The organism is Streptomyces sp. NPDC002324, from assembly GCF_053593335.1.
Window position 1 is genome coordinate 28331 of the sequence record NZ_JBSFCF010000046.1, and the last position, 25515, is coordinate 53845.

A 25515-nucleotide genomic window follows, 5' to 3' on the forward strand; every position below is an offset into this window, starting at 1 on the left:
GCGTCGGGTCGGCGCCCGGGTCCGCGGGGCCGGCCCGCGCCGGCGCACGACGCGGGTTCGGCCCGTGCAAGGTCAACCGGCGGTCAGCGGCCCCGTGCTCGCGCGGACCGTCAACTCGGGGGCGAGGAGCACCACTTCGTCGGCGTCCCGGCCCTCCAGCTTGGCGATCAGCTGCTCCACGGCCCGACGGCCCATCTCCTGGGCGGGGATGGCGACGGAGGTGAGCCGTACCGAGGCCTGCACGGCGACCTGGTCCGGGCAGACCGCGATCACCGAGACGTCCTCGGGGACCGCGCGCCCCTGTTGCCGCAGCAGCGCGAGCAGTGGCTCCACCGCGGACTCGTTCTGCACGACGATCCCGGTGGTGCCCGGCCGCTCGTCGAAGATCCGGGCCAGGGTCGCGGCCATCGCGTCGTAGCCGCCCTCACAGGGGCGGTGCAGCACGCGCAGACCCAGCTCCCGCGCCCGGGACCGGAGTCCGTCGAGGGTGCGTTCGGCGAAGCCGGTGTGCCGTTCGTACACCGCGGGCGCCTCGCCGACGACCGCGATGTCGCGGTGACCGAGCATCGCCAGATGCTCCACGCACAACGCGCCCGTGGCCCCGAAGTCCAGGTCGACGCAGGTCAGTCCGCTGGTGTCGGCCGGCAGTCCGATGAGTACCGACGGCTGATCGGTGCCGCGCAGCAGCGGCAGCCGCTCGTCGTCCAGCTCCACGTCCATCAGGATCATCGCGTCGGCGAGCCCGCTGCCGGTGACGCGGCGCACCGCGTCGGGGCCCTCCTCGCCGGTGAGCAGCAGCACGTCGTAGCCGTGGGTGCGGGCCGTGGTGGCCACCGCGATGGCGATCTCCATCATCACCGGGACGTACATGTCGGTGCGCAGTGGGACCATCAGGGCGACGATGTTCGACCTGCTGCTCGCCAGGGCGCGGGCCCCCGCGTTCGGGTGGTAGCCGAGCTCCTGGATGCTCCGCTCGACCCGCTGCCGGGTGCCCGCGGAGATGGACCGCTTGCCGCTGAGGACATAGCTCACCGTGCTCGCCGAGACTCCGGCGTGCTGGGCGACCTCGGCGAGGGTGACCATCCAGCTCTCCAAGCGTGTTTAAGCGCTTCGACAGCGCAGTGTTGCTGAACCAGGGCGAGTGAGGGTGGCACGACAGTAGCTCGGCACCGGATGGGTGTCCATAGGTTGTCGAAGCGCTTCGATAATTCGCCGCACGCCCAAGGAAAAGGGGTGGGGGTGGGTGGGGTGGGCGGCGGGTCCGTGGGGCTTCTCGCGCGGTTCCCCCGCGCCCCTGCGGGGCGCTGTCGTCGGCCACAGTCTAGAACTCGCCGGGCCCCGACGGCCTCACCGCGCACGACGCGGGCGCACGCGCCGGTATCGGCCGCCGGGGGCGCGCGGGCCGGCCGAAGCGGCCGAGCGTGCACGCGAGGGGTGGCGGGCTCATCCCGAATCGGGTACCAACGATCGGGTAGCACCCATCGGTAACCATTCAGGTACCCATCCGGTACGAGATCCCGATTCGCGGCGAGGTGAGCCTCATGTCCGCCCCACCCCTCAAGAAACCCGTCGTCACAGAACGTGAGGCCCGCCAGGTGGCGGAGGCCGCCCGGGAGCAGGCCTGGCGCAAGCCCAGCTTCGCCAAGGAACTGTTCCTCGGCCGGTTCCGCCTCGACCTCATCCACCCCCACCCGCTGCCCACGGACGAGGCCGTCCGGCGCGGCGAGCAGTTCCTGACCAAGCTCCGCGCCTTCTGCGAGACGAAGGTCGACGGCGCACTGATCGAGCGCGAGGCCCGGATCCCGGACGAGGTCATCGACGGCCTCAAGGAACTCGGCGCCCTCGGCATGAAGATCGACCCCAAGTACGGCGGTCTCGGCCTCACCCAGGTGTACTACAACAAGGCGCTGGCCCTGGTGGGCTCGGCCAGCCCGGCCATCGGCGTCCTGCTCTCGGCGCATCAGTCGATCGGCGTACCGCAGCCGCTGAAGCTGTTCGGCACCCCCGAACAGAAGGAGAAGTTCCTGCCGCGCTGCGCCCGCACCGACATCAGCGCCTTCCTCCTCACCGAGCCCGACGTCGGCTCCGACCCGGCCCGCCTCGCCACCACCGCGGTGCCCGACGGGGACGACTACCTCCTCGACGGCGTGAAGCTCTGGACGACGAACGGCGTGGTCGCCGACCTCCTCGTCGTCATGGCGCGGGTGCCGAAGTCGGACGGACACAAGGGCGGCATCACCGCCTTCGTGGTGGAGACCGACTCGCCCGGCGTCACCGTCGAGAACCGCAACGCCTTCATGGGCCTGCGCGGCATCGAGAACGGCGTCACCCGTCTGCACCAGGTCCGGGTCCCCGCGGCCAACCGCATCGGCCCCGAGGGCGCGGGCCTGAAGATCGCGCTCACCACCCTCAACACCGGCAGGCTCTCGCTCCCGGCGTCCTGCGTGGCCGCCGGCAAGTGGTGCCTGAAGATCGCCCGCGAATGGTCGGCGGCCCGTGAGCAGTGGGGCAAGCCGGTCGCCCAACACGAGGCGGTCGGGCAGAAGATCTCCTTCATCGCCGCCACCACCTTCGCCCTCGAAGCGGTGCTGGACCTCTCCTCGCAGATGGCCGACGAGGACCGCAACGACATCCGGATCGAGGGCGCCCTCGCGAAACTCTTCGCCTCCGAGATGGGCTGGAAGATCGCCGACGAGCTGGTCCAGATCCGCGGCGGCCGGGGCTTCGAGACCGCCGACTCCCTCCGGGCGCGCGGCGAACGGGCCGTCCCCGCCGAGCAGATCCTGCGCGACCTGCGCATCAACCGGATCTTCGAGGGCTCCACGGAGATCATGCACCTGCTGATCGCCCGCGAGGCCGTCGACGCCCACCTCACCGTGGCCGGCGACCTGATCGACCCGGAGAAGTCCCTCTCCGACAAGGCGAAGGCCGGCGCGAACGCGGGCGTCTTCTACGCCAAGTGGCTGCCCAAGCTGGTCGCGGGCCCGGGCCAACTCCCGCGCACGTACGGCGACTTCCACCCCGCGGGCCATCCCGACCTCTCCGCGCACCTGCGCTACGTCGAACGGGGCGCCCGCAAGCTCGCCCGCTCCACCTTCTACGCCATGTCCCGCTGGCAGGGCCGGATGGAGACCAAGCAGGGTTTCCTGGGCCGGATCGTCGACATCGGCGCCGAACTCTTCGCCATGAGCGCGGCCGTCGTCCGCGCCGAACTGCTCCGCAGCCAGGGCGACCACGGCCGGGAGGCCTACCAGCTCGCCGACGTCTTCTGCCGTCAGTCCCGCATCCGCGTCGAGGAACTCTTCGGCCGCCTGTGGAGCAACACCGACGATCTCGACCGCAAGGTGGTCAAGGGCGTCCTCGGCGGCGCCTACGAGTGGCTGGAGGAGGGCGTGATCGACCCGTCCGGCGAGGGCCCCTGGATCGCGGACGCGACTCCCGGCCCGAGCGAGAAGGAGAACGTCCACCGGCGCATCCAGTGACCTGACAACGTCACCCCGCGCCTCATGAGGATCGGCCCGCAGGGCCGTCTTCAGGGGCGCGGGGAACTGCGCGAGCGGCCCCCGCGGCGCCGCACCCGCCCGACGACCGGGCGCGGCACCCCGGAAGGCGCGACTAGCAGTACTTGTCGCTGGCGTCCCGCGTGGTCCACGAGCAGGAGTCCGCATTCGCTCCGCTCGCCTTCAGCAGCTTCGCCGTGTCGCTGGTGTTGTTCCAGACATAGGCCTTGCGGTTCTGGTACTTGGTCGCGGTGGTGTCCGTACCCGACCCCGTGCGGATCTTGATGTACTTCTTCGCCCCGATCTTGATGTTCGGGAACGTGTACTTGTGGTTGTCGAGGTCCTTCAGCACCCAGCCCTTCAGCGAGATCGCCGACGAGCTCGTGTTCTTGATCTGCACCCACTCGGCGTTGTACTGCGCGTTGGTCCGCGTGTCCTTGCCCGGACTGTCGAAGTACACGCGGTAGATGACCACACCCCCCGCGGCCTCCGCCGGGCTGCTCAGCAGGGTGCCGGTCAGGGCCACCGCTCCGGCGAGCGCGGGCACGGCGGCGCGTATGCGCTTGCGCATGAATCCCCCCAGGATCCTTGTTCACACGTTCGTGATCGGCTGATACGACAATCGGATCAGCAAGGGAGAAGTCATATCACCCCGCCTTCACGCGTGCTTCACAAACGGAGAAATGGGCTCGTCAACCGCACACGGCACGAAGTGGGTCATCAAGGGGGCGCGCGGTCCTGCCGGACGCCGGATGCGGCCACAATGGGGGGATGAGCGACAGTCCAGCCCCTCTCGCCGATCCGCATCTCGTCTTCGACCCGGTCGACGGCGCACGGGACGTAGTGATCCTCGGATCGACCGGCTCGATCGGCACCCAGGCCATCGACCTCGTCCTGCGCAACCCGGACCGCTTCCGCGTCACCGGGCTCTCGGCCGCCGGAGGGCGGGTGCAGCTGCTGGCCGAACAGGCGCACCGGCTGCGTGTGCGGACCGTCGCCGTCGCCCGCGAGGACGCCGTACCGGCACTGCGCGAGGCCCTGGCCGCCACCTACGGCGCGGGGGAGGCCCTCCCCGAGATCCTGGCGGGCCCGGACGCGGCCACGGCCCTGGCCTCCTCCGACTGCCACACCGTGCTGAACGGCATCACCGGCTCCATCGGCCTCGCCCCGACCCTCGCCGCCCTGGAGGCGGGCCGCACCCTCGCGCTCGCCAACAAGGAGTCGCTCATCGTCGGCGGCCCGCTGGTGAAGGCGGTGGCGAAGCCCGGCCAGATCATCCCGGTCGACTCCGAGCACGCCGCCCTCTTCCAGGCCCTCGCCTCCGGCACCCGGGCCGACGTGCGCAAGCTCGTCGTCACCGCCTCCGGCGGCCCGTTCCGGGGCCGTACGAAGGCCGAGCTGGCCGACGTGACACCCGCCGACGCCCTCGCCCACCCCACCTGGGCCATGGGCCCGGTCATCACCGTGAACTCCGCGACCCTGGTCAACAAGGGCCTGGAGGTCATCGAGGCGCACCTCCTCTACGACATTCCCTTCGACCGCATTGAGGTCGTCGTGCATCCCCAGTCGTATGTCCACTCGATGGTTGAGTTCACGGACGGATCGACGATGGCCCAGGCGACGCCCCCCGACATGCGCGGGCCCATCGCCATCGGCCTCGGCTGGCCGCAGCGCGTCCCGGACGCCGCGCCCGCCTTCGACTGGACCAAGGCGTCCAGCTGGGAGTTCTTCCCCCTCGACAACGACGCGTTCCCGTCGGTCGGGCTCGCCCGCCACGTGGGACAGCTCGCGGGCACCGCCCCGGCGGTGTTCAATGCGGCGAACGAGGAGTGCGTCGACGCGTTCCTGCACGGGGGTCTCCGGTTCGACGCGATCATGGAGACCGTCACACGGGTGGTGGAGGAGCACGGCACCCCCGCCTCGGGAACTTCCCTGACGGTGGCGGACGTCCTCGAAGCGGAGACATGGGCGCGCGCCCGGGCCCGCGAACTGACCACCTCGACCACCTCGACCGGCAAACCCACCGAGCGGACGACCGCGGAGGCCCGTGCATGACGACCCTGATGTTCATCCTCGGCATAGTGGTCTTCGTGATCGGCCTGGCGTTCTCGATCGCGTGGCACGAGCTGGGCCACTTCTCGACCGCCAAACTCTTCGGCGTCCGCGTGCCCCAGTTCATGGTGGGCTTCGGCCCGACCATCTGGTCGAAGAAGAAGGGCGAGACCGAGTACGGCGTCAAGGCGATCCCGCTCGGCGGCTACATCCGCATGATCGGCATGATCCCGCCCGGCCCGGACGGCAGGATCGAGAGCCGCTCGACCTCCCCGTGGCGCGTCATGATCGAGGACGCCCGCGCGGCCTCCTTCGAGGAGCTCCAGCCCGGGGACGAAGACCGCCTCTTCTACCGGCGCAAGCCGTGGAAGCGCGTCATCGTGATGTTCGCCGGACCCTTCATGAACCTGATCCTGGCCTTCGTGATCTTCCTCGGCGTGATGATGACCTTCGGCGCCCAGACCTCGACGACCACGGTCAGCAAGGTCTCGGACTGCGTCATCTCCGCCAGTGAGAACCGCTCGAAGTGCAAGGACAGCGACAAGGAGGCCCCCGCCAAGGCGGCGGGCCTGAAGCCCGGCGACAAGATCGTCGCCTTCGACGGCACCCCGGTCGAGGACTGGTCCGCCCTGCAGGCCGACATCCGCGACAACCCCGGCAAGCAGGTCACGCTCACCGTGGACCGGGGGGGCGAGAAGGTCGACCTGACCCCCACCCTCATCAAGAACCAGGTCAGCCAGACCGACGGCCAGGGCGGCTACGTCAAGGACGAGTACGTGTACGCCGGCTGGCTCGGCTTCACCCCCGCCTCCGACGTCCTCCCGCTCTCCTTCGGCCAGTCCGTCGACCGCATGGGCGACATGATGGAGAACGGCGTCGAGTCCCTGATCGCCCTTCCCAGCAAGGTCCCCGCCCTGTGGGACGCGACCTTCGGCGACGGCGAGCGCGAGGCGGACTCACCCATGGGCGTGGTCGGCGCGGCCCGCGTCGGCGGCGAGATCTTCACGATGGACATCCCCGCCACCCAGCAGCTCGCCAGCTTCCTGATCCTGCTGGCCGGCTTCAACCTCTCCCTGTTCCTGTTCAACATGCTCCCGCTGCTCCCGCTCGACGGCGGGCACATCGCGGGCGCCCTGTGGGAGTCACTGCGCCGGAACACGGCCAAGGTGCTGCGCCGGCCCGACCCCGGCCCGTTCGACGTGGCCAAGCTGATGCCCGTCGCGTACGTGGTGGCCGGCATCTTCGTCTGCTTCACGCTGCTCGTGCTGATCGCGGACCTCGTGAACCCGGTGCGCATCTCCTAGCCACCCGCGGTTCACGGCGGCCGGGCCCCCGCGGTGGGCCCGGCCGCCGTCGTTCGCGCACGAACCGGTCACCCGCGCCCGAACATCGCGGCGGGTATCCCCAACGGGTGGGTTTACGGACGATGGGGGTCCCCCGCCGAGTGGGTTCGAGGTGGGGGCGTGCCCGCGTCCCCGCCCGTGCCGTAATCTCGAAGCCTGGAGCCCGCGCGTACCGGGACCCGATCCTGATCCACAACTTGGGGTTGCACAGCAGATGACTACTGCCATTTCTCTCGGCATGCCGTCCGTTCCGACCAAGCTCGCCGAGCGCCGCAAGAGCCGGCAGATCCAGGTCGGGTCCGTGGCGGTCGGCGGAGACGCCCCGGTGTCGGTCCAGTCGATGACCACCACGCGTACGTCGGACATCGGCGCCACCCTGCAGCAGATCGCCGAGCTGACGGCGTCCGGCTGCCAGATCGTCCGCGTCGCCTGCCCCACGCAGGACGACGCCGACGCGCTTCCCGTGATCGCCCGCAAGTCGCAGATCCCGGTCATCGCCGACATCCACTTCCAGCCGAAGTACGTCTTCGCCGCGATCGAGGCCGGCTGCGCCGCCGTCCGCGTCAACCCGGGCAACATCAAGCAGTTCGACGACAAGGTCAAGGAGATCGCCCAGGCGGCGAACGACCACGGCACCCCGATCCGGATCGGCGTCAACGCCGGCTCCCTGGACCGCCGCCTTCTGCAGAAGTACGGCAAGGCCACCCCCGAGGCGCTGGTCGAGTCCGCCCTCTGGGAGGCCTCCCTCTTCGAGGAGCACGGCTTCCGGGACATCAAGATCTCGGTCAAGCACAACGACCCGGTCGTCATGGTCAACGCCTACCGTCAGCTCGCCGCCCAGTGCGACTACCCCCTCCACCTCGGCGTCACCGAGGCCGGCCCCGCCTTCCAGGGCACCATCAAGTCGGCCGTCGCCTTCGGCGCGCTGCTCTCCGAGGGCATCGGCGACACCATCCGCGTCTCCCTGTCGGCCCCGCCGGTCGAGGAGATCAAGGTCGGCAACCAGATCCTGGAGTCGCTGAACCTGAAGCCCCGCCGCCTCGAAATCGTCTCCTGCCCCTCCTGTGGCCGCGCCCAGGTCGACGTCTACAAGCTCGCCGAAGAGGTCACCGCCGGCCTCACCGGCATGGAGGTCCCCCTCCGCGTCGCCGTCATGGGCTGTGTCGTCAACGGCCCCGGCGAGGCCCGCGAGGCCGACCTCGGCGTCGCCTCCGGCAACGGCAAGGGCCAGATCTTCGTCAAGGGCGAGGTCATCAAGACCGTCCCCGAGTCCAAGATCGTCGAGACCCTCATCGAGGAAGCGATGAAGATCGCCGAGCAGATGGAGGCGGACGGCATCACCTCGGGCGAGCCGACGGTGGCGGTGGCGGGCTGAGGAGGGCTTGGCGTCCTCTGAAGACAGGCCCGGCAGGGCCGTCCTCAGGGGCGCGGGGCTGTTTCCATGTGCGGCTCCGCCACGTGGGCGCGACAAGCCACGAAGCAGCCGCACCCGCCAAGGCACAGGAGCCCCCGAGCCATCAGGCGCCCCGGCCGCGGCGCAGCCGCAGGGCGCCCCGCCACAGCCCGGCAGGGTATCGTGCCAAGACCAGCGCAGACCCCAGGGTGAGGCCCCCGCACGTGTTGACCCAGACCACCACCAGGGTCCTCGAACCGAGTGACCTGGACGCCGCACTCGCCGTCCTGGACCGAGACCCCGTCGCGAACGCCTTCGTGACGTCCCGCGTCCAGGTCGCCGGCCTGGATCCCTGGCGGCTCGGCGGCGAGATGTGGGGCTGGTACGAGGACGGTGCCCTCACCTCCCTCTGCTACGCCGGCGCCAACCTCGTCCCCATCTGCGCCACCCCCCGCGCCGTGCGCGCCTTCGCCGACCGCGCCCGCCGGGCCGGGCGCCGCTGCTCCTCGGTCGTCGGCCCCGCCGAACCCACCGCCCAGCTCTGGCGGTTGCTCGAACCCAGCTGGGGCCCGGCCCGCGAGGTCCGCTCCCACCAGCCCCTCATGGTCACCGACCGGCTCCCGGACCCCGCCGACGTCGTCCCCGATCCCTACGTCCGCCGTATCCGCAAGGACGAGATGGACACGATCATGCCGGCGTGCGTCGCGATGTTCACCGAGGAGGTCGGCGTCTCTCCGCTGGCCGGCGACGGTGGCCTCCTCTACCAGGCCCGGGTCGCCGAACTCGTGGGCTCCGGGCGCTCGTTCGCCCGCCTCGCCCCCGACGGCCGCGTCCTGTTCAAGGCCGAGATCGGCGCGGCGACGCCCCGCGCCTGCCAGATCCAGGGTGTCTGGGTGGCCCCCGAGTTCCGCGGCCAGGGCCTGGCCGCCCCCGGCATGGCAGCGGTCCTCCGCTACGCCCTGGCCGACGTCGCCCCGCTGGTCAGCCTGTACGTCAACGACTTCAACACGGCGGCGCGGCGCACGTACCAGAGGGTGGGCTTCCAAGAGGTCGGCGCGTTCATGAGCGTCCTGTTCTGAGCAGCCGGGCCCCGTGAGGGGCGCGGGGTACCGCGTGACCAGCCACATCCCGCCCGCACCCGGCACACCACCGGTACCCCCCTGTACAGTCCCCGCATGGACCTCGTCATCGGCCCCTTGGACCTCTCCGCCCACGTAGACGAGGCACTGGCCGTCCAAGCGATCGCCTTCGGGCTCGGCCCCGACGAGGTGGCGGTCCGCCGCCAGATCGTCCTCCGCCACATGACGTACCCCGGCGCCCGTGCCCTCGGCGCCACCGCCGCCGGACGGCTCGTCGGATTCGTCTACGGCATGCCCAACGACCGCACCCACTGGTGGTCCACCGTCGTCGAGCCCTACCTCCGCGCCCTCCACCACGACCACTGGCTCGACGACTCCTTCGTGATCACGGAACTGCACGTGCACCCCCGCCACCAGAACCAAGGCGTCGGCCGGGCCCTCATCACCACCATCACCGACAGCGCGGCCGAACCCCGCTCGATCCTCTCCGCGATCGACGTCGACAGCCCGGCCCGCGGCCTCTACCGCTCCCTCGGCTACACCGACCTCGCCCGCCAGGTCGTCTTCCCCAGCGCCCCCAAGCCGTACGCGGTGATGGGCGCCCCCCTCCCCCTGCGCCGCAGGTAGCGCCGTACCCGCACCGGCGGATTTCCACGGGCACGCTCACCCCCGCTAACCTCACGCCATCACCCGATCCGCAGCAGGAGTACGAGAATCATGGCGAACCCACCGGTCCAGCGCATGTCCCAGTTGATGGCGAAGACGCTGCGCGACGACCCGGCGGACGCCGAGGTGCTCAGCCACAAGCTCCTCGTCCGCGCCGGATACGTCCGCCGCACGGCGGCCGGCGTGTGGACCTGGCTGCCGCTCGGCAAGAAGGTCCTCGCCAACGTGGAGCGCATCGTCCGCGAGGAGATGGACGCGATCGGCGCCCAGGAGGTCCTGCTCCCCGCCCTGCTGCCGAAGGAGCCGTACGAGGCGACCGGCCGCTGGGACGAGTACGGCCCCGAGCTGTTCCGTCTCAAGGACCGCAAGGGCGGCGACTACCTCCTCGGCCCCACCCACGAGGAGATCTTCACGCTGATCGTGAAGGACCAGGCATCCTCCTACAAGGACCTGCCGGTGATCCTCTACCAGATCCAGACCAAGTTCCGCGACGAGGCCCGCCCCCGCGCCGGCATCCTGCGCGGCCGCGAGTTCCTGATGAAGGACTCGTACTCCTTCGACACCGAGGACGAGGGCCTCGCCCAGTCGTACGCCCTGCACCGTCAGGCGTACCAGAAGGTGTTCGAGCGTCTGGGTCTCGACTACCGCATCTGCGCCGCCACGGCGGGCGCGATGGGCGGCTCCAAGTCGGAGGAGTTCCTGGCCCCGGCCGGCGCCGGCGAGGACACCTTCGCGGACTGCCCCGCCTGCGACTTCGCCGCCAACACCGAGGCGATCACGTTCGAGCTGAAGCCGGTGGACGCCGAGGGCGTGGCCGCCCTCGAGGAGATCCCGACGCCCGACACCCCGACCATCGAGACCCTCGCCGCCCACCTCGGCGTCGAGGCCTCCGCCACCCTCAAGAACCTCCTCGTGAAGGTCGACGGCGAGATCGTCGCCGTCGGTGTCCCCGGCGACCGCGAGGTCGACATGGGCAAGGTCGAGGCGCACTTCGCCCCGGCGGTCGTCGAGATGGTCACCGAGGCGGACTTCGCGGGCCGCCCCGACCTGGTCCGCGGCTACGTCGGCCCGCAGGGCCTCGGCGAGAAGGTCACCTACATCGCCGACCCGCGCGTCGCGCCGGGCACCGCCTGGATCACCGGCGCCAACAAGCCGGGCACCCACGCGAAGAACGTCGTCGCGGGCCGTGACTTCGAGGTCGGCGCGTACGTCGACGTCGTGGTCGTCCAGGAGGGCGACCCCTGCCCGAACTGCGGCACCGGGCTCAAGCTGGACCGCGCCATCGAGATCGGCCACATCTTCCAGCTGGGCCGCAAGTACGCCGACGCCCTCAAGCTCGACGTCCTCGGTCAGCACGGCAAGCCCGTCCGGGTCACCATGGGCTCCTACGGCATCGGCGTCTCCCGCGCGGTCGCCGCCCTCGCCGAGCAGTCCGCCGACGACAAGGGCCTGTGCTGGCCCGCCGAGGTCGCCCCGGCCGACGTCCACGTGGTCGCCGCGGGCAAGGCCCTCCAGACCGAACTGGCCCTCGACGTCTCCGAGAAGCTGCGGGCCGCCGGCCTCCGCGTCCTGGTCGACGACCGGGCCGGTGTCTCCCCTGGCGTGAAGTTCACCGACTCCGAGCTGATCGGTGTGCCGAAGATCCTGGTCGCCGGCCGCCGCTCCGCCGAGGGCGTCCTGGAGCTGAAGGACCGCCGCACCGGTGAGCGTGAGGAGCTGACGGTCGACGAGGCGATCGCCCGCCTGACCGCCGCCTAGAGGACGCGCCGAGCATCCTCCGGGCGGGCCCCGTAGGTACCCCACAGGTCGCTTGCGGACCGTTCCCCGATCGCAGGGCGTGACAGAACGCCCCTCCGGTCGGGGAACGGCCATGACGACCGGTGAACCGGCTCACCGTCAGAACCGGTCAGAGCCACCCGGCGAACTCGAGCAGCAACTCCGCATCCCTCGGCCGCCCCACGCGCAGCGCCCGTACCCCGGACTCCACGGCCCGGAACAGCGTCCACCCGCGCAACCGCTCCTGATCCACGTCCAACGACTCGGCCAGTTTCCTGACCCGCCGCCGCGTGATCGCCGCCCCCGACGGCGACGCGATCAGATCCTCCACCCGATCCCGCACCAGGCGGGCGAGATCGAACGCACACTCACCCACCACCGGGTCCGGCCCCACCGCCAGCCACGGCAGGCGCTCCCCGGCCAGCACCTTGCTCTGCCGGAACGTCCCGTGCAGCAACCGCTCCTCGGGCGCGTCCGCGAGCAGCTCCTCCCGCACGGCGAGAGCCGCGTCGACCAGGGCGCCGGTCTCCCCGTCACCGGCGGAGCCGGACCGCATCAGCTCGGCCTGCCGCGCCGTCCGCCCCGCCACGGTCTCGAAGACCTGCGCCCCGGGCGGCTCGACCCACAGCCGCCGCAAGGTCGCCGCCGCCTCCAGCAACGCCTTCGCCTCGGGCAGCGAACGCACCGACAGATCGGGACGCAGCCGCTCCAGCAGCAGCAGACCGTGCCCGTCCCCGGGGTCGAGCAACCGCACGGCGCCCCGCCCGTCCCAGTGCGCGAGGGCCGCCCGCTCGCTTTCCGGCCGGGCCCGCTCGGGCGCCACCTTCAGCACGGCGGGAGTGCCGTCGATCAGCCGTACGAGGACCACGAGACTGCTGCGGCCACCGGGAGCCTGTACCCGCTCGACGGTCAACTCGCGTAGATCGACGGCCTGTTGCAGTAGTTCGGGGAGGCTTTCCAGCCATGCGCCGATCCCGTCACCGCCGTCCGGCCGCCGGGTCTCGGCCAGCGCCCGCACAAGCCGCTGCGGCGGTTCGAAGTCCTCGAAAGCCCTGCGCGCCATGTGCGAGTCGTTCCCTTCCGGACCGTGATCAGGAGTGCGGTGCGGCCGACGGACCCGCGGCGGCCGTCCGCTCGGCCAGACCAGGGAAGGCTACGCTCGTGCCCCGCCACCGCACCGCCCGCACCGCCGCTTCCCGCAGGGCCTCGGCCGCGGCGCTCCGCCGGTCACCCTCGGATGCCCGGACGAGGTCGGAGTACACACCGGCCACCCGCTCCTCCAGCTCGGCGGCGAGCCGTTCGGCGGAGCCGGAATCGGTCACCTGGAAGGGCAGCGTGTATCCGGCCGCCGCCACGGCGGGCTCACCGCCCAGGTCCCGCACCACCCGGATGAGCCGGTCCCGGCGGGCCCGGTGCGCGTCGTAGGCCGTCCGCGCCTCGCTCTGCCGCGCCTCGCCGATCTTCCCGCCCACGACGCCGTACCCGTACACCGCGGCGTGCTCGGCCCCGAGCGCCGCCTGGACCGCCTTCAGCTCCCCGTCGCTCACTTCGCACCTTCCGTCAGCATGTACGCGTGCCCGGCCCCCGCCGCCGCCACGGAAGCCATCAGTCGCGCCACCTCGCCCGGCACCTCCAGCAACGCCTTGGCCCGCCGGTCGGCGAGCTTCCGCTCGGCGGCGGCCAGCCCGGCGAGGGCGGCTCCGGGGTTCTCGGGCACGGGCGAGGGGGACGCCGACGCGGAGGAGGAGCCGGAAGCAGAGGCGGACGGAGAAGCGGAGGCCTTGTTCGCGCCCGCCTTCCCGCCACCCGCCGCCTTTCCGCCCCCGAACGCCTTGGCGTGCCGTACGACCTCTGCCCGCAGCGGTGTCAGCAGCGCCGCCAGATCGGGATGCGCGGCGACGACGGCGTCGTACCGCTCGACGAGCGCCTCGCTGTCCCGGGCGACACGCGCGCGTGCCCGCTCCACGGCCGACGGACCGCCTCCGGCGACGTCCGACCCCTCACCTCCGGACGAGCACCCCACGAGCAGGCCCGCACCGGCGGCCCCGACGAGCAAACTCCTTCTGCGCGGCCCCGACAGGGCACGCGACGGCAGGCTGAACGACACAGCAGACGTCCTAGGGAGGTCGTACGAACAAAGAAGCGGTGCGATCACGGTACCCGCGCATGTGATCCAAGGGCGCCACCAGCGCGCCCCAAAGGGGGACGGGGAACCGCGCGGCAGGCCGCACCCCACCCGTACCCGCCCTCCCGCGGCCACCGCCCGGGGCCGGAGGCGGACGGCAACACCCCAGTGGAGCGGCTACCCTTTGACCTGACACGCGCCCTACCCACAACAGCACACGCGGCCGAGGAGTCACCCGGATGAGCACCACCCAGAGCGAGAGGCTGCGAGAACTGCTGGAACCGCTCGTACGCTCCCAGGGCCTCGATCTCGAAGAGATCGCAGTGGACTCGGTCGGACGCAAGCGGGTGCTGCGCGTGGTCGTCGACTCGGACGAGGGCGCGGATCTGGACGCGGTCGCCGACGTCAGCCGCGCGCTCTCGGCCAAGCTGGACGAGACGGACGCGATGGGCCAGACGGAGTACACCCTGGAGGTCGGGACGCCGGGCGCCGAGCGCGCCCTCACCGAGCACCGCCACTACCGGCGTGCCGTGGACCGGCTGGTGAAGTTCACGCTCCGCGAGGACGGGGAACTGGTCGCCAGAATCCTGACCGTGGACGACGACGGCCTCGACCTCGAAGTGCCCGGCGTGAAGGGCCGCAAGGCCACCACCCGCCGGCTCGCCTTCGACCAGATCGACAAGGCCCGCGTCCAGGTCGAGTTCAACCGCAAGGACAAGAAGGACCAGAAGGACATGACGGAAGAGGAGGAGGCGTAGCCGTGGACATCGACATGAGCGCCCTGCGGGGCTTGGTACGGGAGAAGGAGATCTCCTTCGACCTGCTCGTCGAGGCGATCGAGGCGGCCCTCCTCATCGCCTACCACCGCACCGAGGGAAGCCGCCGTCACGCGCGCGTGGAGCTCAACCGGGAGACCGGCCATGTGACCGTGTGGGCGAAGGAGGACCCCGAGGACCTGGAGGAGGGGCAGGAGGCACGCGCGTTCGACGACACCCCGTCGGACTTCGGGCGCATCGCCGCCACCACCGCCAAACAGGTGATCCTGCAGCGGCTGCGGGACGCGGAGGACGACGCGACGCTCGGCGAGTACGCGGGGCGTGAGGGCGACATCGTCACCGGCGTGGTCCAGCAGGGCCGCGACCCGAAGAACGTCCTCGTCGACATCGGCAAGCTGGAGGCCATCCTGCCGGTGCAGGAACAGGTCCCGGGCGAGACGTACCAGCACGGCATGCGGCTGCGTTCGTACGTCGTCCGGGTGGCGAAGGGCGTGCGCGGTCCCTCCGTGACGCTCTCCCGCACCCACCCCAGCCTGGTGAAGAAGCTCTTCGCGCTGGAGGTGCCGGAGATCGCCGACGGGTCCGTCGAGATCGCCGCCATCGCCCGCGAGGCCGGTCACCGCACGAAGATCGCCGTCCGCTCCACCCGCAGCGGCCTGAACGCCAAGGGCGCCTGTATCGGCCCGATGGGCGGCCGGGTGCGCAACGTCATGGGCGAGCTGAACGGCGAGAAGATCGACATCGTCGACTGGTCGGACGACCCGGCGGAGATGGTGGCGAACGCGCTCTCCCCGGCCCGGGTCTCCAAGGTCGAGGTGGTGGACCTCGCGGCCCGCTCCGCGCGGGTGACGGTGCCCGACTACCAGCTGTCGCTGGCGATCGGCAAGGAGGGCCAGAACGCCCGCCTCGCCGCCCGTCTCACCGGCTGGCGGATCGACATCCGGCCGGACACCGAGCAGCCGTCGGAGTAATCACCCGATCGGACGTCCGAACGGGTCACCCGGGAAGGTTCCGGGGGCCGGGGAACAGATCCAAGCCGCATGTCGTTTGGATCACGACAACAACCGTTCGATTTTTGCCCCAAAGGGGTGAGGTCGGTGCGGGGAGGTAGACTTAGCAGTGTCTGGCCGGACGCACGCCCGCGCATGCCCTGAACGCACCTGTGTGGGGTGCAGGCAGCGATCGGCCAAGACCGAACTGCTGCGGGTCGTGGCGATCGAGGACGAATGCGTCCCCGATCATCGCGGTACGCTGCCCGGCCGGGGTGCGTACCTGCACCCCGCCCAGGTCTGTCTCGACCTGGCGGTACGCCGCCGGGCGTTCACGCGGGCGCTGCGTGCCCCGGGAGCGCTCGACACAAAGGCGTTGCGCCGATACGTGGAGCAGACAACAGTTGCCGAACAGGCAACACCGTAAGACGCGTCGCACGGAACCTCCGTGCGGCCCTGGTACCCCGCGAGTTGGAAGTAGGTCGAGATTGCGATGAGCACTCGATGAGCACGCGATGAGTACGCCCATGAAGTAGCGACGGTCCGGACGCACCCGGACCTAAAAAGGAGCGAAGTGGCTAAGGTCCGGGTATACGAACTCGCCAAGGAGTTCGGGGTTGAGAGCAAGGTCGTCATGGCCAAGCTCCAAGAGCTCGGTGAATTCGTCCGTTCGGCGTCCTCGACGATCGAGGCGCCCGTTGTACGCAAACTGACTGACGCCCTCCAGCAGGGCAGCGGCGGCGGCAAGCCCGCGCCGCGCAAGGCCGCCCCGGCTCGTCCGGCGGCACCCTCTCCCGCGCAGGCCGCACGTCCGGCCGCCCCGCGCCCGGGTCCGGCCGCACCGAAGCCGCCCGCCGCGGAGAAGCCCGCCGCGTCGGCTCCGGCCCCGGGCCCGCGCCCGCTGCCGGGTCCCAAGCCGCCGGCGCCGAAGCCCGCTCCGGCCTCCCCGGCCCCGAGCGTGCCCGAGTTCCAGGCGCCCCCGTCGGCTCCGGCCGCCGCCTCCGCGCCGTCCGCTCCGCGTCCGGGCGCCCGTCCCGGTCCGGCAGCGCCGCGTCCCGGTGGTCAGCGTCCGGGCGGTCCCGGCCAGGACCGTCAGGACCGTGGCGACCGCGGTCAGGGTCCGCGTCCCGGCGGCCAGCGTTCCGAGCGCCCCGGTGGCGCCGGCGCGCCCAAGCCGGGCGGTGCCCGTCCGGCCGGTCCGCGTCCGGGCAACAACCCCTTCACCTCCGGTGGCTCCACCGGCATGGGACGCCCGCAGGCGCCCCGTCCGGGCGGCGCTCCGCGGCCCGGCGGCCCCGGCGGCGCCCAGGGCGGCGGTCCGCGTCCGCAGGCTCCCGGCCAGGCTCCCCGTCCGCAGGGCGGTCCCGGTGGCGCTCCGCGTCCCCAGGGCGGTCCGGGCGGTGCCCGTCCCACTCCGGGCGGCATGCCCCGTCCGCAGGCGCCCCGTCCCGGCGGCGGCCCCGGCGGCAACCGTCCGAACCCCGGCATGATGCCGCAGCGTCCGGCTGCCGGTCCGCGTCCCGGCGGCGGTGGCCCCGGCGGCCGCGGTCCCGGTGGCGGAGGCGGTCGTCCCGGTGGTCCCGGTGGCGGCGGCGGTCGTCCCGGTGGCGGCGGCGGTTTCGCCGGTCGTCCGGGTGGTCCCGGTGGCGGTGGCGGCGGTTTCGCCGGTCGTCCGGGTGGTCCCGGTGGCGGTGGCGGCGGTTTCGCCGGTCGTCCCGGTGGTCCCGGTGGCGGCGGCGGTCGTCCCGGCTTCGGTGGTCGTCCCGGTGGTCCGGGTGCCCGTGGTGGCACGCAGGGCGCCTTCGGCCGTCCCGGTGGTCCCGCGCGTCGTGGTCGCAAGTCGAAGCGGCAGAGGCGTCAGGAGTACGAGGCCATGCAGGCCCCGTCGGTCGGCGGCGTGATGCTGCCTCGCGGCAACGGACAGTCCGTCCGCCTGTCGCGCGGTGCGTCGCTCACCGACTTCGCCGAGAAGATCGGCGCCAACCCGGCGTCGCTCGTCGGCGTGATGATGAACCTCGGCGAGATGGTCACTGCCACGCAGTCCGTCTCCGACGAGACGCTGAAGCTCCTCGCGGACGAGATGAACTTCATCCTCGAGATCGTCAGCCCCGAGGAGGAGGACCGCGAGCTGCTCGAGTCCTTCGACATCGAGTTCGGCGAGGACGAGGGCGACGAGGAGGACCTGGTGGTCCGTCCGCCGGTCGTCACCGTCATGGGTCACGTCGACCACGGTAAGACCCGCCTCCTCGACACCATCCGCAAGACGAACGTCGTCGCGGGCGAGGCCGGCGGTATCACGCAGCACATCGGTGCGTACCAGGTCGCGACCCAGGTCAACGACGAAGAGCGCAGGATCACCTTCATCGACACCCCGGGCCACGAGGCGTTCACCGCCATGCGTGCCCGTGGTGCCAAGTCGACCGACATCGCGATCCTCGTGGTGGCGGCCAACGACGGTGTGATGCCCCAGACGATCGAGGCGCTGAACCACGCCAAGGCGGCCGGTGTGCCGATCGTGGTCGCGGTCAACAAGATCGACGTCGAGGGCGCCGACCCGACCAAGGTGCGCGGTCAGCTCACCGAGTTCGGTCTGGTGGCCGAGGAGTACGGCGGCGACACCATGTTCGTCGACATCTCCGCCAAGCAGGGGCTGAACATCGACTCCCTGCTGGAGGCCGTGGTCCTCACCGCGGACGCCTCGCTCGACCTGCGGGCCAACCCCCAGCAGGACGCGCAGGGCATCGCGATCGAGTCCCACCTCGACCGCGGCCGCGGTGCCGTCTCCACCGTCCTCGTCCAGCGCGGCACGCTGCGCATCGGCGACACGATGGTGGTCGGCGACGCGTACGGCCGAGTCCGGGCGATGCTCGACGACAACGGCAACAACGTCGAGGAAGCGGGTCCCTCGACCCCCGTCCTCGTGCTCGGTCTCACCAACGTCCCGGGCGCCGGCGACAACTTCCTCGTCGTCGACGAGGACCGCACGGCACGTCAGATCGCCGAGAAGCGCGCGGCGCGCGAGCGCAACGCCAACTTCGCGCGGCGTGGCGTCCGGTTCTCCCTGGAGAACCTGGACGAGGCCCTCAAGGCCGGTCTGGTGCAGGAACTCAACCTCATCATCAAGGGCGACGCGTCCGGTTCGGTGGAGGCCCTCGAGTCCTCGCTGCTCCAGCTCGACGTCGGCGAAGAGGTCGACATCCGCATCCTGCACCGCGGTGTGGGTGCGGTCACCGAGTCGGACATCGACCTGGCGACCGGCTCCGACGCCATCGTCATCGGCTTCAACGTCCGCGCCGCGGGCCGCGCACAGCAGATGGCGGAGCGCGAGGGCGTCGACGTCCGGTACTACTCGGTGATCTACCAGGCCATCGAGGAGATCGAGGCGGCCCTCAAGGGCATGCTCAAGCCGGAGTACGAGGAGGTCGAGCTCGGCACGGCGGAGATCCGCGAGGTCTTCAAGTCGTCCAAGCTGGGCAACATCGCCGGTGTCCTGGTCCGTTCGGGCGAGGTCAAGCGCAACACGAAGGCTCGACTCGTCCGCGACGGCAAGGTCATCGCGGAGAACCTCACCATCTCCGGTCTGCGTCGCTTCAAGGACGACGTCACCGAGATCCGCGAAGGGTTCGAGGGCGGTATCAACCTCGGCAACTTCAACGACATCAAGATCGACGACGTCATCGCGACGTACGAGATGCGCGAGAAGCCGCGGTCGTAACCAGCGGTGGTCCATGCCGGCCGGGGGTGACCTGTTCACCCCCGGCCGGTGTGGCCGTTCCTGGGGGCTTCGCCCCCTCGGGCCCCACGAACAATCCCGTCGAGGGTCCGCGCCTTTCGATGTACGGTTCTGATGTTCCCGCCCGCGATGCGGCCGGGCCGTCTATCCCGTACCGGCGGGTGAACCGGACACACACATGTACGTGGGGACTCTGTCCTTCGATCTCCTGCTCGGCGACGTACGGTCGCTGAAGGAGAAGCGCTCCGTCGTCCGCCCGATCGTGGCCGAGCTGCACCGCAAGTTCGCGGTGAGCGTGGCGGAGGTCGACCATATGGATCTGCACCGCCGGGCCGTGATCGGGCTGGCGGTGGTGTCGGGTGACACGGGGCACCTGACCGACGTACTCGACCGGTGCGAGCGGCTGGTCGCGGGGCGTCCCGAGATCGAACTGCTCTCGGTCAGACGGCGGTTGCACGGTGACGACGACTGACCGGTCGCAGAGACCATTCAAGAACCAGCAGTAACGCAGAACGAGCTAGGAGACGGACCAGTGGCCGACAACGCGCGTGCCAAGAGGCTGGCGGACCTCATCCGAGAGGTGGTGGCCCAGAAGCTGCTGCGCGGGATCAAGGACCCGCGGCTCGGCTCCCACGTCACCATCACGGACACCCGGGTGACCGGGGACCTGCGGGAGGCGACCGTCTTCTACACGGTGTACGGGGACGACGAGGAGCGGGCGGCCGCCGCCGCGGGGCTGGAGAGCGCCAAGGGCATCCTCCGCTCCGAGGTCGGGCGGGCCGCTCAGGTGAAGTTCACACCGACCCTCACCTTCGTGGCCGACGCCCTCCCGGACACCGCCAAGACCATCGACGACCTCCTTGACAAGGCGCGCGCCTCGGACGCCCAGGTGCGCGAGAGCGCGTCGGGCGCGAAGTACGCCGGTGAGGCCGACCCGTACCGCAAGCCGGACGACGACGAGGACGACGCCGCCGAATGACCGAGCAGCGCCAGAAGAACACCACGCCCGACGGCCTTGTCATCGTCGACAAGCCGTCGGGCTTCACTTCGCACGACGTCGTCGCCAAGATGCGCGGCATCGCCCGGACCCGGCGGGTCGGGCACGCGGGGACGCTCGACCCCATGGCCACCGGAGTGCTCGTCCTGGGAGTGGAGAGGGCGACCAAGCTGCTCGGTCACCTCGCGCTCACGGAGAAGGAGTACCTCGGGACCGTCCGGCTCGGGCAGACGACTCTCACCGACGACGCCGAGGGCGAGATCACGGCGTCGGTCGACGCGTCGAAGGTCACCCGCGAAGCCGTCGACGCCGGAGTCGCGGAGCTGACCGGACGGATCATGCAGGTGCCGTCCAAGGTCAGCGCCATCAAGATCGACGGCGTGCGGTCCTACAAGCGGGCCCGGGACGGCGAGGACTTCGAGATTCCCGCCCGGCCCGTCACCATCTCCTCCTTCGCCGTGTACGACGTCCGGGACGCCGTCGCCGAGGACGGCACCCCGGTGCTCGACCTCGTGGTGTCGGTGGTGTGCTCCTCCGGGACGTACATCCGCGCCCTCGCCCGCGACCTGGGCGCCGGGCTCGGTGTCGGCGGCCACCTCACCGCGCTGCGCCGCACCCGCGTGGGGCCGTACAAGCTGGACTCCGCGCGGACCCTCGACCAGCTGCAGCAGGAGCTGACCGTGATGCCGGTCGCCGAGGCCGCCGACGCCGCGTTCCCCCGCTGGGACGTGGACGACAGGCGGGCGGGGCTGCTGCTGAACGGGGTGCGGCTGGAGATGCCCGAGGAGTACGCCGAGCGCGGGGCCGTCGCCGTCTTCGACCCCACCGGCCGTTTCCTGGCCCTGGTGGAGAGCCAGAAGGGCAAGGCCAAGAGCCTGGCCGTCTTCGGCTAGGGGACGGCACCCCGAGGGGTGCGGGCACCTGCCGGAGCCGAGCGTGGAGCGGCGGTCACGGGGACCGCTGTTCCCGCCGCTCCACGTTCCCCCCTCGGTTCCCCCACCCAGAGGTGTATCCATCTGCCCGGGGCTATTCACCCCTTCGTGCAGGCGCTCGGAGTGAACCGAGGGAGCGGAAGGGGGCGCGTTCGCCGCGCGATCTGTTCCGCTGATCTTCACGTGCCTACCGTCGGAACACAGGTACGACGGGGAGGTCAGGACATGGCGGTACGGGGCCGTCGGGCGACCGACGACGGCCGTCGGGCGGCGCGGGACGAAGTCCTGGTGCGGGTCGGCGATCTGGCGGGACGACCACGCGGCACGGGCTTCGTCGCCGACCACCACGGCACGGTCGTCACCAGCCACGAGGCGGTGGACGGACTGGCCCGCATCGTGGTGCACGCCACCGGCGACCGCGTCTGTGTGGTGACCTCCGACGCGGTGACTCCGCTGCCCGCCCTCGATCTCGCGCTCATCCGCACCGAGGGGCTGTGCGTGGACCCGCTGCCCTTCGCCCTGCGGGACGAGGTCGCGACGGGCGCGTACGTCCGCATCGCGGCCGGCGGCTGGCGCGAGGCACGGGTGCTGGGCACGGCGGATGTCACGTACACGGCGACCGACGGATTCCATCTGCTGCGCGGCGCCCTGGAGCTGGCGATCGGGACGGCCGGAAGCGAGGCGCTGCGGCTGGGCGGCGGCGCGGCCGGCGGACCCGTCCTCGACATGACCACCGGCGCCGTGGTGGGCGTGCTCGGCACGGCGCTTCAGGCGGCGCACCGCACCACCGGCTTCGCCGTGCCCCTGCGCGGCTGGCGAGCCGAGCGGCCACTGGCCGAGCTGCTCGCCCGCAACGCGGCGACCGTGGGCGCGTACGGCACCGATCTCAACCTGGCCGGGGTGCTGGAGCTCACGGCCACCACCGTGGGATCGGACGGACCGGGGCCGGGACTCGGAGCCGTCGCGGCGGCCGGTGACCCGGTCGAACGCGCCGATGTCGTAAGGGAGTTCACCGCCTTCGTCGACGGCCCCGCCATGGTCCTCGGCCTCGTCGGCCCACCCGGCAGCGGGCGTACGACAGAGCTGGCCGCCCTCGCCGCCCGGCGCGGCCGGGGCCCCGAGCCCGCGCCCACCCTGTGGCTCCGCGGCGCCGACCTCCTGTCCGACGACGACTCCGTGGCGGACGCGGCACGACGCGCGCTGGAGCGGGCGGGGCGGATCGTGGCGGCGTCGGCGTCGGCGGGGCACGGGGGCCGGGCGCCGGCGGCGTTCGCGGCCTCGACGGCCCCGCAGGGGTCCGGGGCGCCAGGGACTTTTGCGGCTGCGGAGGACGGGCTCGGTGAGGCGGGACGGTCCTCGTCCGGCCGGTACGGCGGTGAGCTGGGGGACATCCGGCCCGAGCGGCTCGCCCGGCTCGCCGTGGCGGAGGGACGGCCCCTGCTGCTGCTTCTCGACGGGCCCGAGGAGATGCCGCCGACGCTCGCGCACCGGCTGGCCGAGTGGACCGCCGGGACGGCACGGTGGCTGCGGGAGAACGGGGCTCGGCTCGTGGTGGCCTGCCGCGCCGAGTACTGGGAACGGGCCGGGGCGCGGTTCCCGGCGGAGCTGCTGCACGGGCAGGCGGCCGGCGGAGAGGAGGAGTCGCTGCCCGCCTGCGTACGGCTGGGTGACCTGACGGAGAGCGAGGCCCGGCGGGCCCGGCTCCGGTACGGGCTCCCCGAGGACGCGCTCGCCGGGCCCGACGCCCGGCACCCGCTCACCCTGCGGCTCCTGTCCGAGGTGCGGGCGGCGCTCCCGGCCACCCCGGGCGGACGGCCCGGCGAGGATGGCGCCCTCGCCGGGCCGCACCACGCCGCGGCACCCTCCGCCGCCGCGGGAGCCTCCCGCGCCCCCTCGGGACGGCCCGGCCGGGACGAGGTGCTGGGTGCCTACCTGGATCTGATGTGTCTGCGCGTCGCCGTGCGGCTCGCCGCGGTGAACGGAGTGCGGGGGACTGCCGTGCGGCGGCTCGCGGCGCAGGTCGCCGGGCAGGTGCACGAGGCGGCCCGGCGATGTCTGGGCCCCGGCCAGGGGGAGCTGGACCGGACCGCGTTCGAGGCGGTGTTCCCCTGGGGGCCGGTGCCGGGGCGGCGGCTCGGCGGCACCACCGGCTGGGCCTCGGCCGTGCTCACCGAGGGACTGCTCGTCCCGGCGGGCGACGGCTACCGTTTCGCCCACGAGGAGCTGGCCGACTGGATCCAGGGCGCCCACCTGGACCTCGACGCGGCCCTGCACGCGCTGGTGCACCGGGGCTGGGTCGCGCAGGCCGAGGCACGGCGCGGCTGGGGCACGATGCCCTCGGAGGCCCGTGTCCGCCGCCATGCCCGCCGGGCCACCCGCGATCTCCCCGTGCCCCGCCACCGTGTCGGCCCCGTCGTCCACGCCCTGCTCCTCCTCGCCCGGCACCAGGGCCCCACCGAACTCGCCGGGCGCCTGGAGGAGTTGCTCGACGCCCTGGACGTACTGCTGCCGCCGGGCTCCCCGGCCCCCGACGACCCCACCTGGTGGGCCACCCGTCTCCTGTCCGAGGTGCTGCTCCGGGTGCCCGACGCGACGCCGTACACCCGGGTCCTGCGCTTCCTCACCGAGCGGATCGGGGCCTGGCGGGCCCAGGGCCGGGGCGTGCCGGGGGAGTTCGGGCCGGACTTCTGGGCGGCGCTGCCGCTGCCCGAGGCGGAACGGTTCGACCTGCTACGACGCCTGGTCGTCGCCGACCCGGCCACCGGCGCGGGGCCCCGCTACCTGGACGTGGTCTCCCGGCTCCTCGCGGCCCGCCCAGCCGTCGTGCAACCGCTGCTCACCCGCTGGTTCCTCGACGACACTCCGCTGGTCGCGACCCCCGACGCCACTGTCGCGACAGCCGCGCAGGCGCTGCTGCACACCCATCGGCGATGCGCCCTGGACGACCTCACCGAGGCGCTGGTCGACAACGCGCACCGGCGCGGCGACGAACTGCTCGCGGTGCTCTCCGAGGAGGAGCCCTCGGCGGTGTGCCGGGCGGTCGACCGATGGGCGCACGACGACCGCCCGGCCCGGCGGGTCGCCGGGCTCGCGTACGGACTGCGGACCGCTCCGCACGTGGACACGGAGGCCGACCGCGGGCTGCTGCGCCACGCGGCGCTCGCCCTGCTGGGCCGCCCCGCCGATGTCACCCTGCACAGCGGTGCCCTCGCCCTGCTCGTACGGGATCCGCTGACCCGGCCGCGGTATCTGCCGCAGGCGCTGGAACGCTTCGCGGCCGGGGACCCGCAACTGCCCGCGAGCGCCCTGGTCACCGCGCTCGCCACCCACCCGGACCCGGTCCTCGACGCCTTCCGCGCCCGGTTGCGTACCCCGGGCGCCGAGGGCGCGGACGGCGAGGCCCTGCGCACCCTCGCCGAGGTCACCACGCCCGGACTCGCGCGCCGCGTCACCGTCCTGGTCCGGGAGGTCGTCGAGCGGCGCCCGGAGGTGGCCGGGCACGTGGCCGCGTACGTCGACCGCAGGCTGGAGCACGGTCCGGGGACCCGCGCCGTGCTGTTCCCTCTGGTCAGTGGCCTGATCGTGGACGGTCCCGTGCAGGTCCGCGCGGCCCTCGCGGCGGTCTTCGCCGAGCCGGGCACCCCTGCCTCCGGCCCCCTGCGGCGCGAACTGCTCGACCTGGTGATGGCCACCGAGCGGGACCCGTCCGTCCTCGACGCCCTCCTGCGGGCGGCCGCCGCGCGCGGCGTGACCCCGGACACGGAAGGGACGCGGGACGGCAGGGACGGGACGGACGACGCCGCGGCCACCCGCCTGCTGGTCCACCGGGTCGGACTGCTGCTCGTCCGTACGCCGGAAGGGGCGACCCGGTTCGACTGGGCGCTCGTCGACCTGGCCCGCCATGTGCCCGGTTTCGCGGGGCTGGTGGCGGGCTGGCTGAGCGGCACACCCCAGGAGTGGGCGGCGGTGGTCGGGCCGAGCACCCGCCGGATGATCGAGAACCTGGCGGGCGTACAGGGGGTGCGGGTACCCGCGTGAACCGGGCCGACTTCCCGTGCTCCGGGTCACAGCACGGATGCCGATGCGGGCCGAGAGCACCGGGCATGGCACCCTTAGACCTGCGCAAGGGTTAGGCGTCAATACGGACACGGGTT

General features: G+C 72.0%; 20 protein-coding genes. 15 read left to right on the forward strand and 5 right to left on the reverse strand.

Going from position 1 to position 25515, the window contains the following annotated elements; translation table 11 throughout:
* Nucleotides 1–72: 72 nt before the first annotated feature.
* Nucleotides 73–1083, reverse strand: a complete 1011-nt coding sequence (locus ACWCRJ_RS38235; RefSeq protein ID WP_450943617.1) for a LacI family DNA-binding transcriptional regulator — start codon at nt 1081–1083, stop codon at nt 73–75.
* 458 nt (nt 1084–1541) lie between these two features.
* Between ACWCRJ_RS38235 and ACWCRJ_RS38240 the strand changes: the two genes are divergently transcribed.
* Nucleotides 1542–3482, forward strand: a complete 1941-nt coding sequence (locus ACWCRJ_RS38240; RefSeq protein WP_450943618.1) for an acyl-CoA dehydrogenase family protein — start codon at nt 1542–1544, stop codon at nt 3480–3482.
* 133 nt (nt 3483–3615) lie between these two features.
* Here ACWCRJ_RS38240 and ACWCRJ_RS38245 read toward each other — a convergent pair whose 3' ends face one another.
* Nucleotides 3616–4071 (reverse strand): lamin tail domain-containing protein, encoded by a 456-nt coding sequence (locus ACWCRJ_RS38245; protein ID WP_450943619.1) that lies wholly within the window; start codon nt 4069–4071, stop codon nt 3616–3618.
* 200 nt (nt 4072–4271) lie between these two features.
* Between ACWCRJ_RS38245 and dxr the strand changes: the two genes are divergently transcribed.
* The 6 genes from dxr (at nt 4272) to ACWCRJ_RS38275 (ending at nt 11791) form a co-directional block, all read left to right on the forward strand.
* A complete protein-coding gene (gene dxr, locus ACWCRJ_RS38250) occupies nt 4272–5555 on the forward strand; it encodes a 1-deoxy-D-xylulose-5-phosphate reductoisomerase (protein ID WP_450943620.1) in 1284 nt (427 codons plus the stop codon).
* Nucleotides 5552–6856: a M50 family metallopeptidase gene (locus ACWCRJ_RS38255; RefSeq protein WP_450943621.1), complete on the forward strand. Its 1305-nt coding sequence runs from the start codon at nt 5552–5554 to the stop codon at nt 6854–6856. Before dxr ends, ACWCRJ_RS38255 begins: the two co-directional genes overlap by 4 nt.
* Nucleotides 6857–7133: 277 nt before the next feature.
* The gene (gene ispG, locus ACWCRJ_RS38260) at nt 7134–8270 is read left to right on the forward strand and encodes a flavodoxin-dependent (E)-4-hydroxy-3-methylbut-2-enyl-diphosphate synthase (RefSeq protein WP_005479680.1); all 1137 of its coding nucleotides are present in this window, start codon (nt 7134–7136) and stop codon (nt 8268–8270) included.
* Between the two features lie 242 nt (nt 8271–8512).
* Nucleotides 8513–9367 carry a GNAT family N-acetyltransferase gene (locus tag ACWCRJ_RS38265; protein WP_450943622.1) on the forward strand — a complete coding sequence of 285 codons (855 nt, stop codon included), beginning with the start codon at nt 8513–8515 and terminating at the stop codon, nt 9365–9367.
* Between the two features lie 96 nt (nt 9368–9463).
* On the forward strand, nt 9464–9994 hold the full coding sequence (locus ACWCRJ_RS38270; RefSeq protein ID WP_450943623.1) for a GNAT family N-acetyltransferase: 531 nt from the start codon (nt 9464–9466) through the stop codon (nt 9992–9994).
* Nucleotides 9995–10084: 90 nt separating this feature from the next.
* Nucleotides 10085–11791 (forward strand): proline--tRNA ligase, encoded by a 1707-nt coding sequence (locus ACWCRJ_RS38275; RefSeq protein WP_450943624.1) that lies wholly within the window; start codon nt 10085–10087, stop codon nt 11789–11791.
* 148 nt (nt 11792–11939) lie between these two features.
* Here the strand turns inward: ACWCRJ_RS38275 and ACWCRJ_RS38280 are convergent, their stop codons facing one another.
* Genes ACWCRJ_RS38280 through ACWCRJ_RS38290 form a run of 3 tightly spaced genes read right to left on the reverse strand, consistent with a single transcriptional unit; the run spans nt 11940 to nt 13916 of the window.
* Nucleotides 11940–12872: an aminoglycoside phosphotransferase family protein gene (locus ACWCRJ_RS38280; RefSeq protein WP_450943625.1), complete on the reverse strand. Its 933-nt coding sequence runs from the start codon at nt 12870–12872 to the stop codon at nt 11940–11942.
* Nucleotides 12873–12900: 28 nt separating this feature from the next.
* Complete coding sequence (locus tag ACWCRJ_RS38285) at nt 12901–13356, reverse strand: ferritin-like domain-containing protein (RefSeq protein ID WP_450943626.1); 456 nt, start codon at nt 13354–13356, stop codon at nt 12901–12903.
* Complete coding sequence (locus ACWCRJ_RS38290; RefSeq protein WP_450943627.1) at nt 13353–13916, reverse strand: hypothetical protein; 564 nt, start codon at nt 13914–13916, stop codon at nt 13353–13355. The genes ACWCRJ_RS38285 and ACWCRJ_RS38290 overlap by 4 nt, the downstream gene beginning before the upstream one ends.
* 257 nt (nt 13917–14173) lie before the next feature.
* On the opposite strand from ACWCRJ_RS38290, the gene rimP reads away from it, so the two are divergent.
* The 8 genes from rimP (at nt 14174) to ACWCRJ_RS38330 (ending at nt 25399) form a co-directional block, all read left to right on the forward strand.
* Complete coding sequence (gene rimP / locus ACWCRJ_RS38295) at nt 14174–14692, forward strand: ribosome maturation factor RimP (RefSeq protein ID WP_450943628.1); 519 nt, start codon at nt 14174–14176, stop codon at nt 14690–14692.
* A 2-nt stretch (nt 14693–14694) separates the two neighbouring features.
* The gene (gene nusA, locus ACWCRJ_RS38300; RefSeq protein WP_013000332.1) at nt 14695–15681 is read left to right on the forward strand and encodes a transcription termination factor NusA; all 987 of its coding nucleotides are present in this window, start codon (nt 14695–14697) and stop codon (nt 15679–15681) included.
* Nucleotides 15682–15829: 148 nt separating this feature from the next.
* A complete protein-coding gene (locus tag ACWCRJ_RS38305) occupies nt 15830–16126 on the forward strand; it encodes a YlxR family protein (RefSeq protein ID WP_450943629.1) in 297 nt (98 codons plus the stop codon).
* Between the two features lie 147 nt (nt 16127–16273).
* Complete coding sequence (gene infB, locus ACWCRJ_RS38310; RefSeq protein WP_450943630.1) at nt 16274–19414, forward strand: translation initiation factor IF-2; 3141 nt, start codon at nt 16274–16276, stop codon at nt 19412–19414.
* A 196-nt stretch (nt 19415–19610) separates the two neighbouring features.
* The gene (locus ACWCRJ_RS38315) at nt 19611–19904 is read left to right on the forward strand and encodes a DUF503 domain-containing protein (protein ID WP_046913123.1); all 294 of its coding nucleotides are present in this window, start codon (nt 19611–19613) and stop codon (nt 19902–19904) included.
* A 60-nt stretch (nt 19905–19964) separates the two neighbouring features.
* Nucleotides 19965–20411: a 30S ribosome-binding factor RbfA gene (rbfA, locus tag ACWCRJ_RS38320; RefSeq protein WP_450943631.1), complete on the forward strand. Its 447-nt coding sequence runs from the start codon at nt 19965–19967 to the stop codon at nt 20409–20411.
* Nucleotides 20408–21322 carry a tRNA pseudouridine(55) synthase TruB gene (truB, locus tag ACWCRJ_RS38325; protein WP_450943632.1) on the forward strand — a complete coding sequence of 305 codons (915 nt, stop codon included), beginning with the start codon at nt 20408–20410 and terminating at the stop codon, nt 21320–21322. The genes rbfA and truB overlap by 4 nt, the downstream gene beginning before the upstream one ends.
* A gap of 264 nt (nt 21323–21586) precedes the next feature.
* Nucleotides 21587–25399: a trypsin-like peptidase domain-containing protein gene (locus tag ACWCRJ_RS38330; protein WP_450943633.1), complete on the forward strand. Its 3813-nt coding sequence runs from the start codon at nt 21587–21589 to the stop codon at nt 25397–25399.
* Nucleotides 25400–25515: the final 116 nt, after the last annotated feature.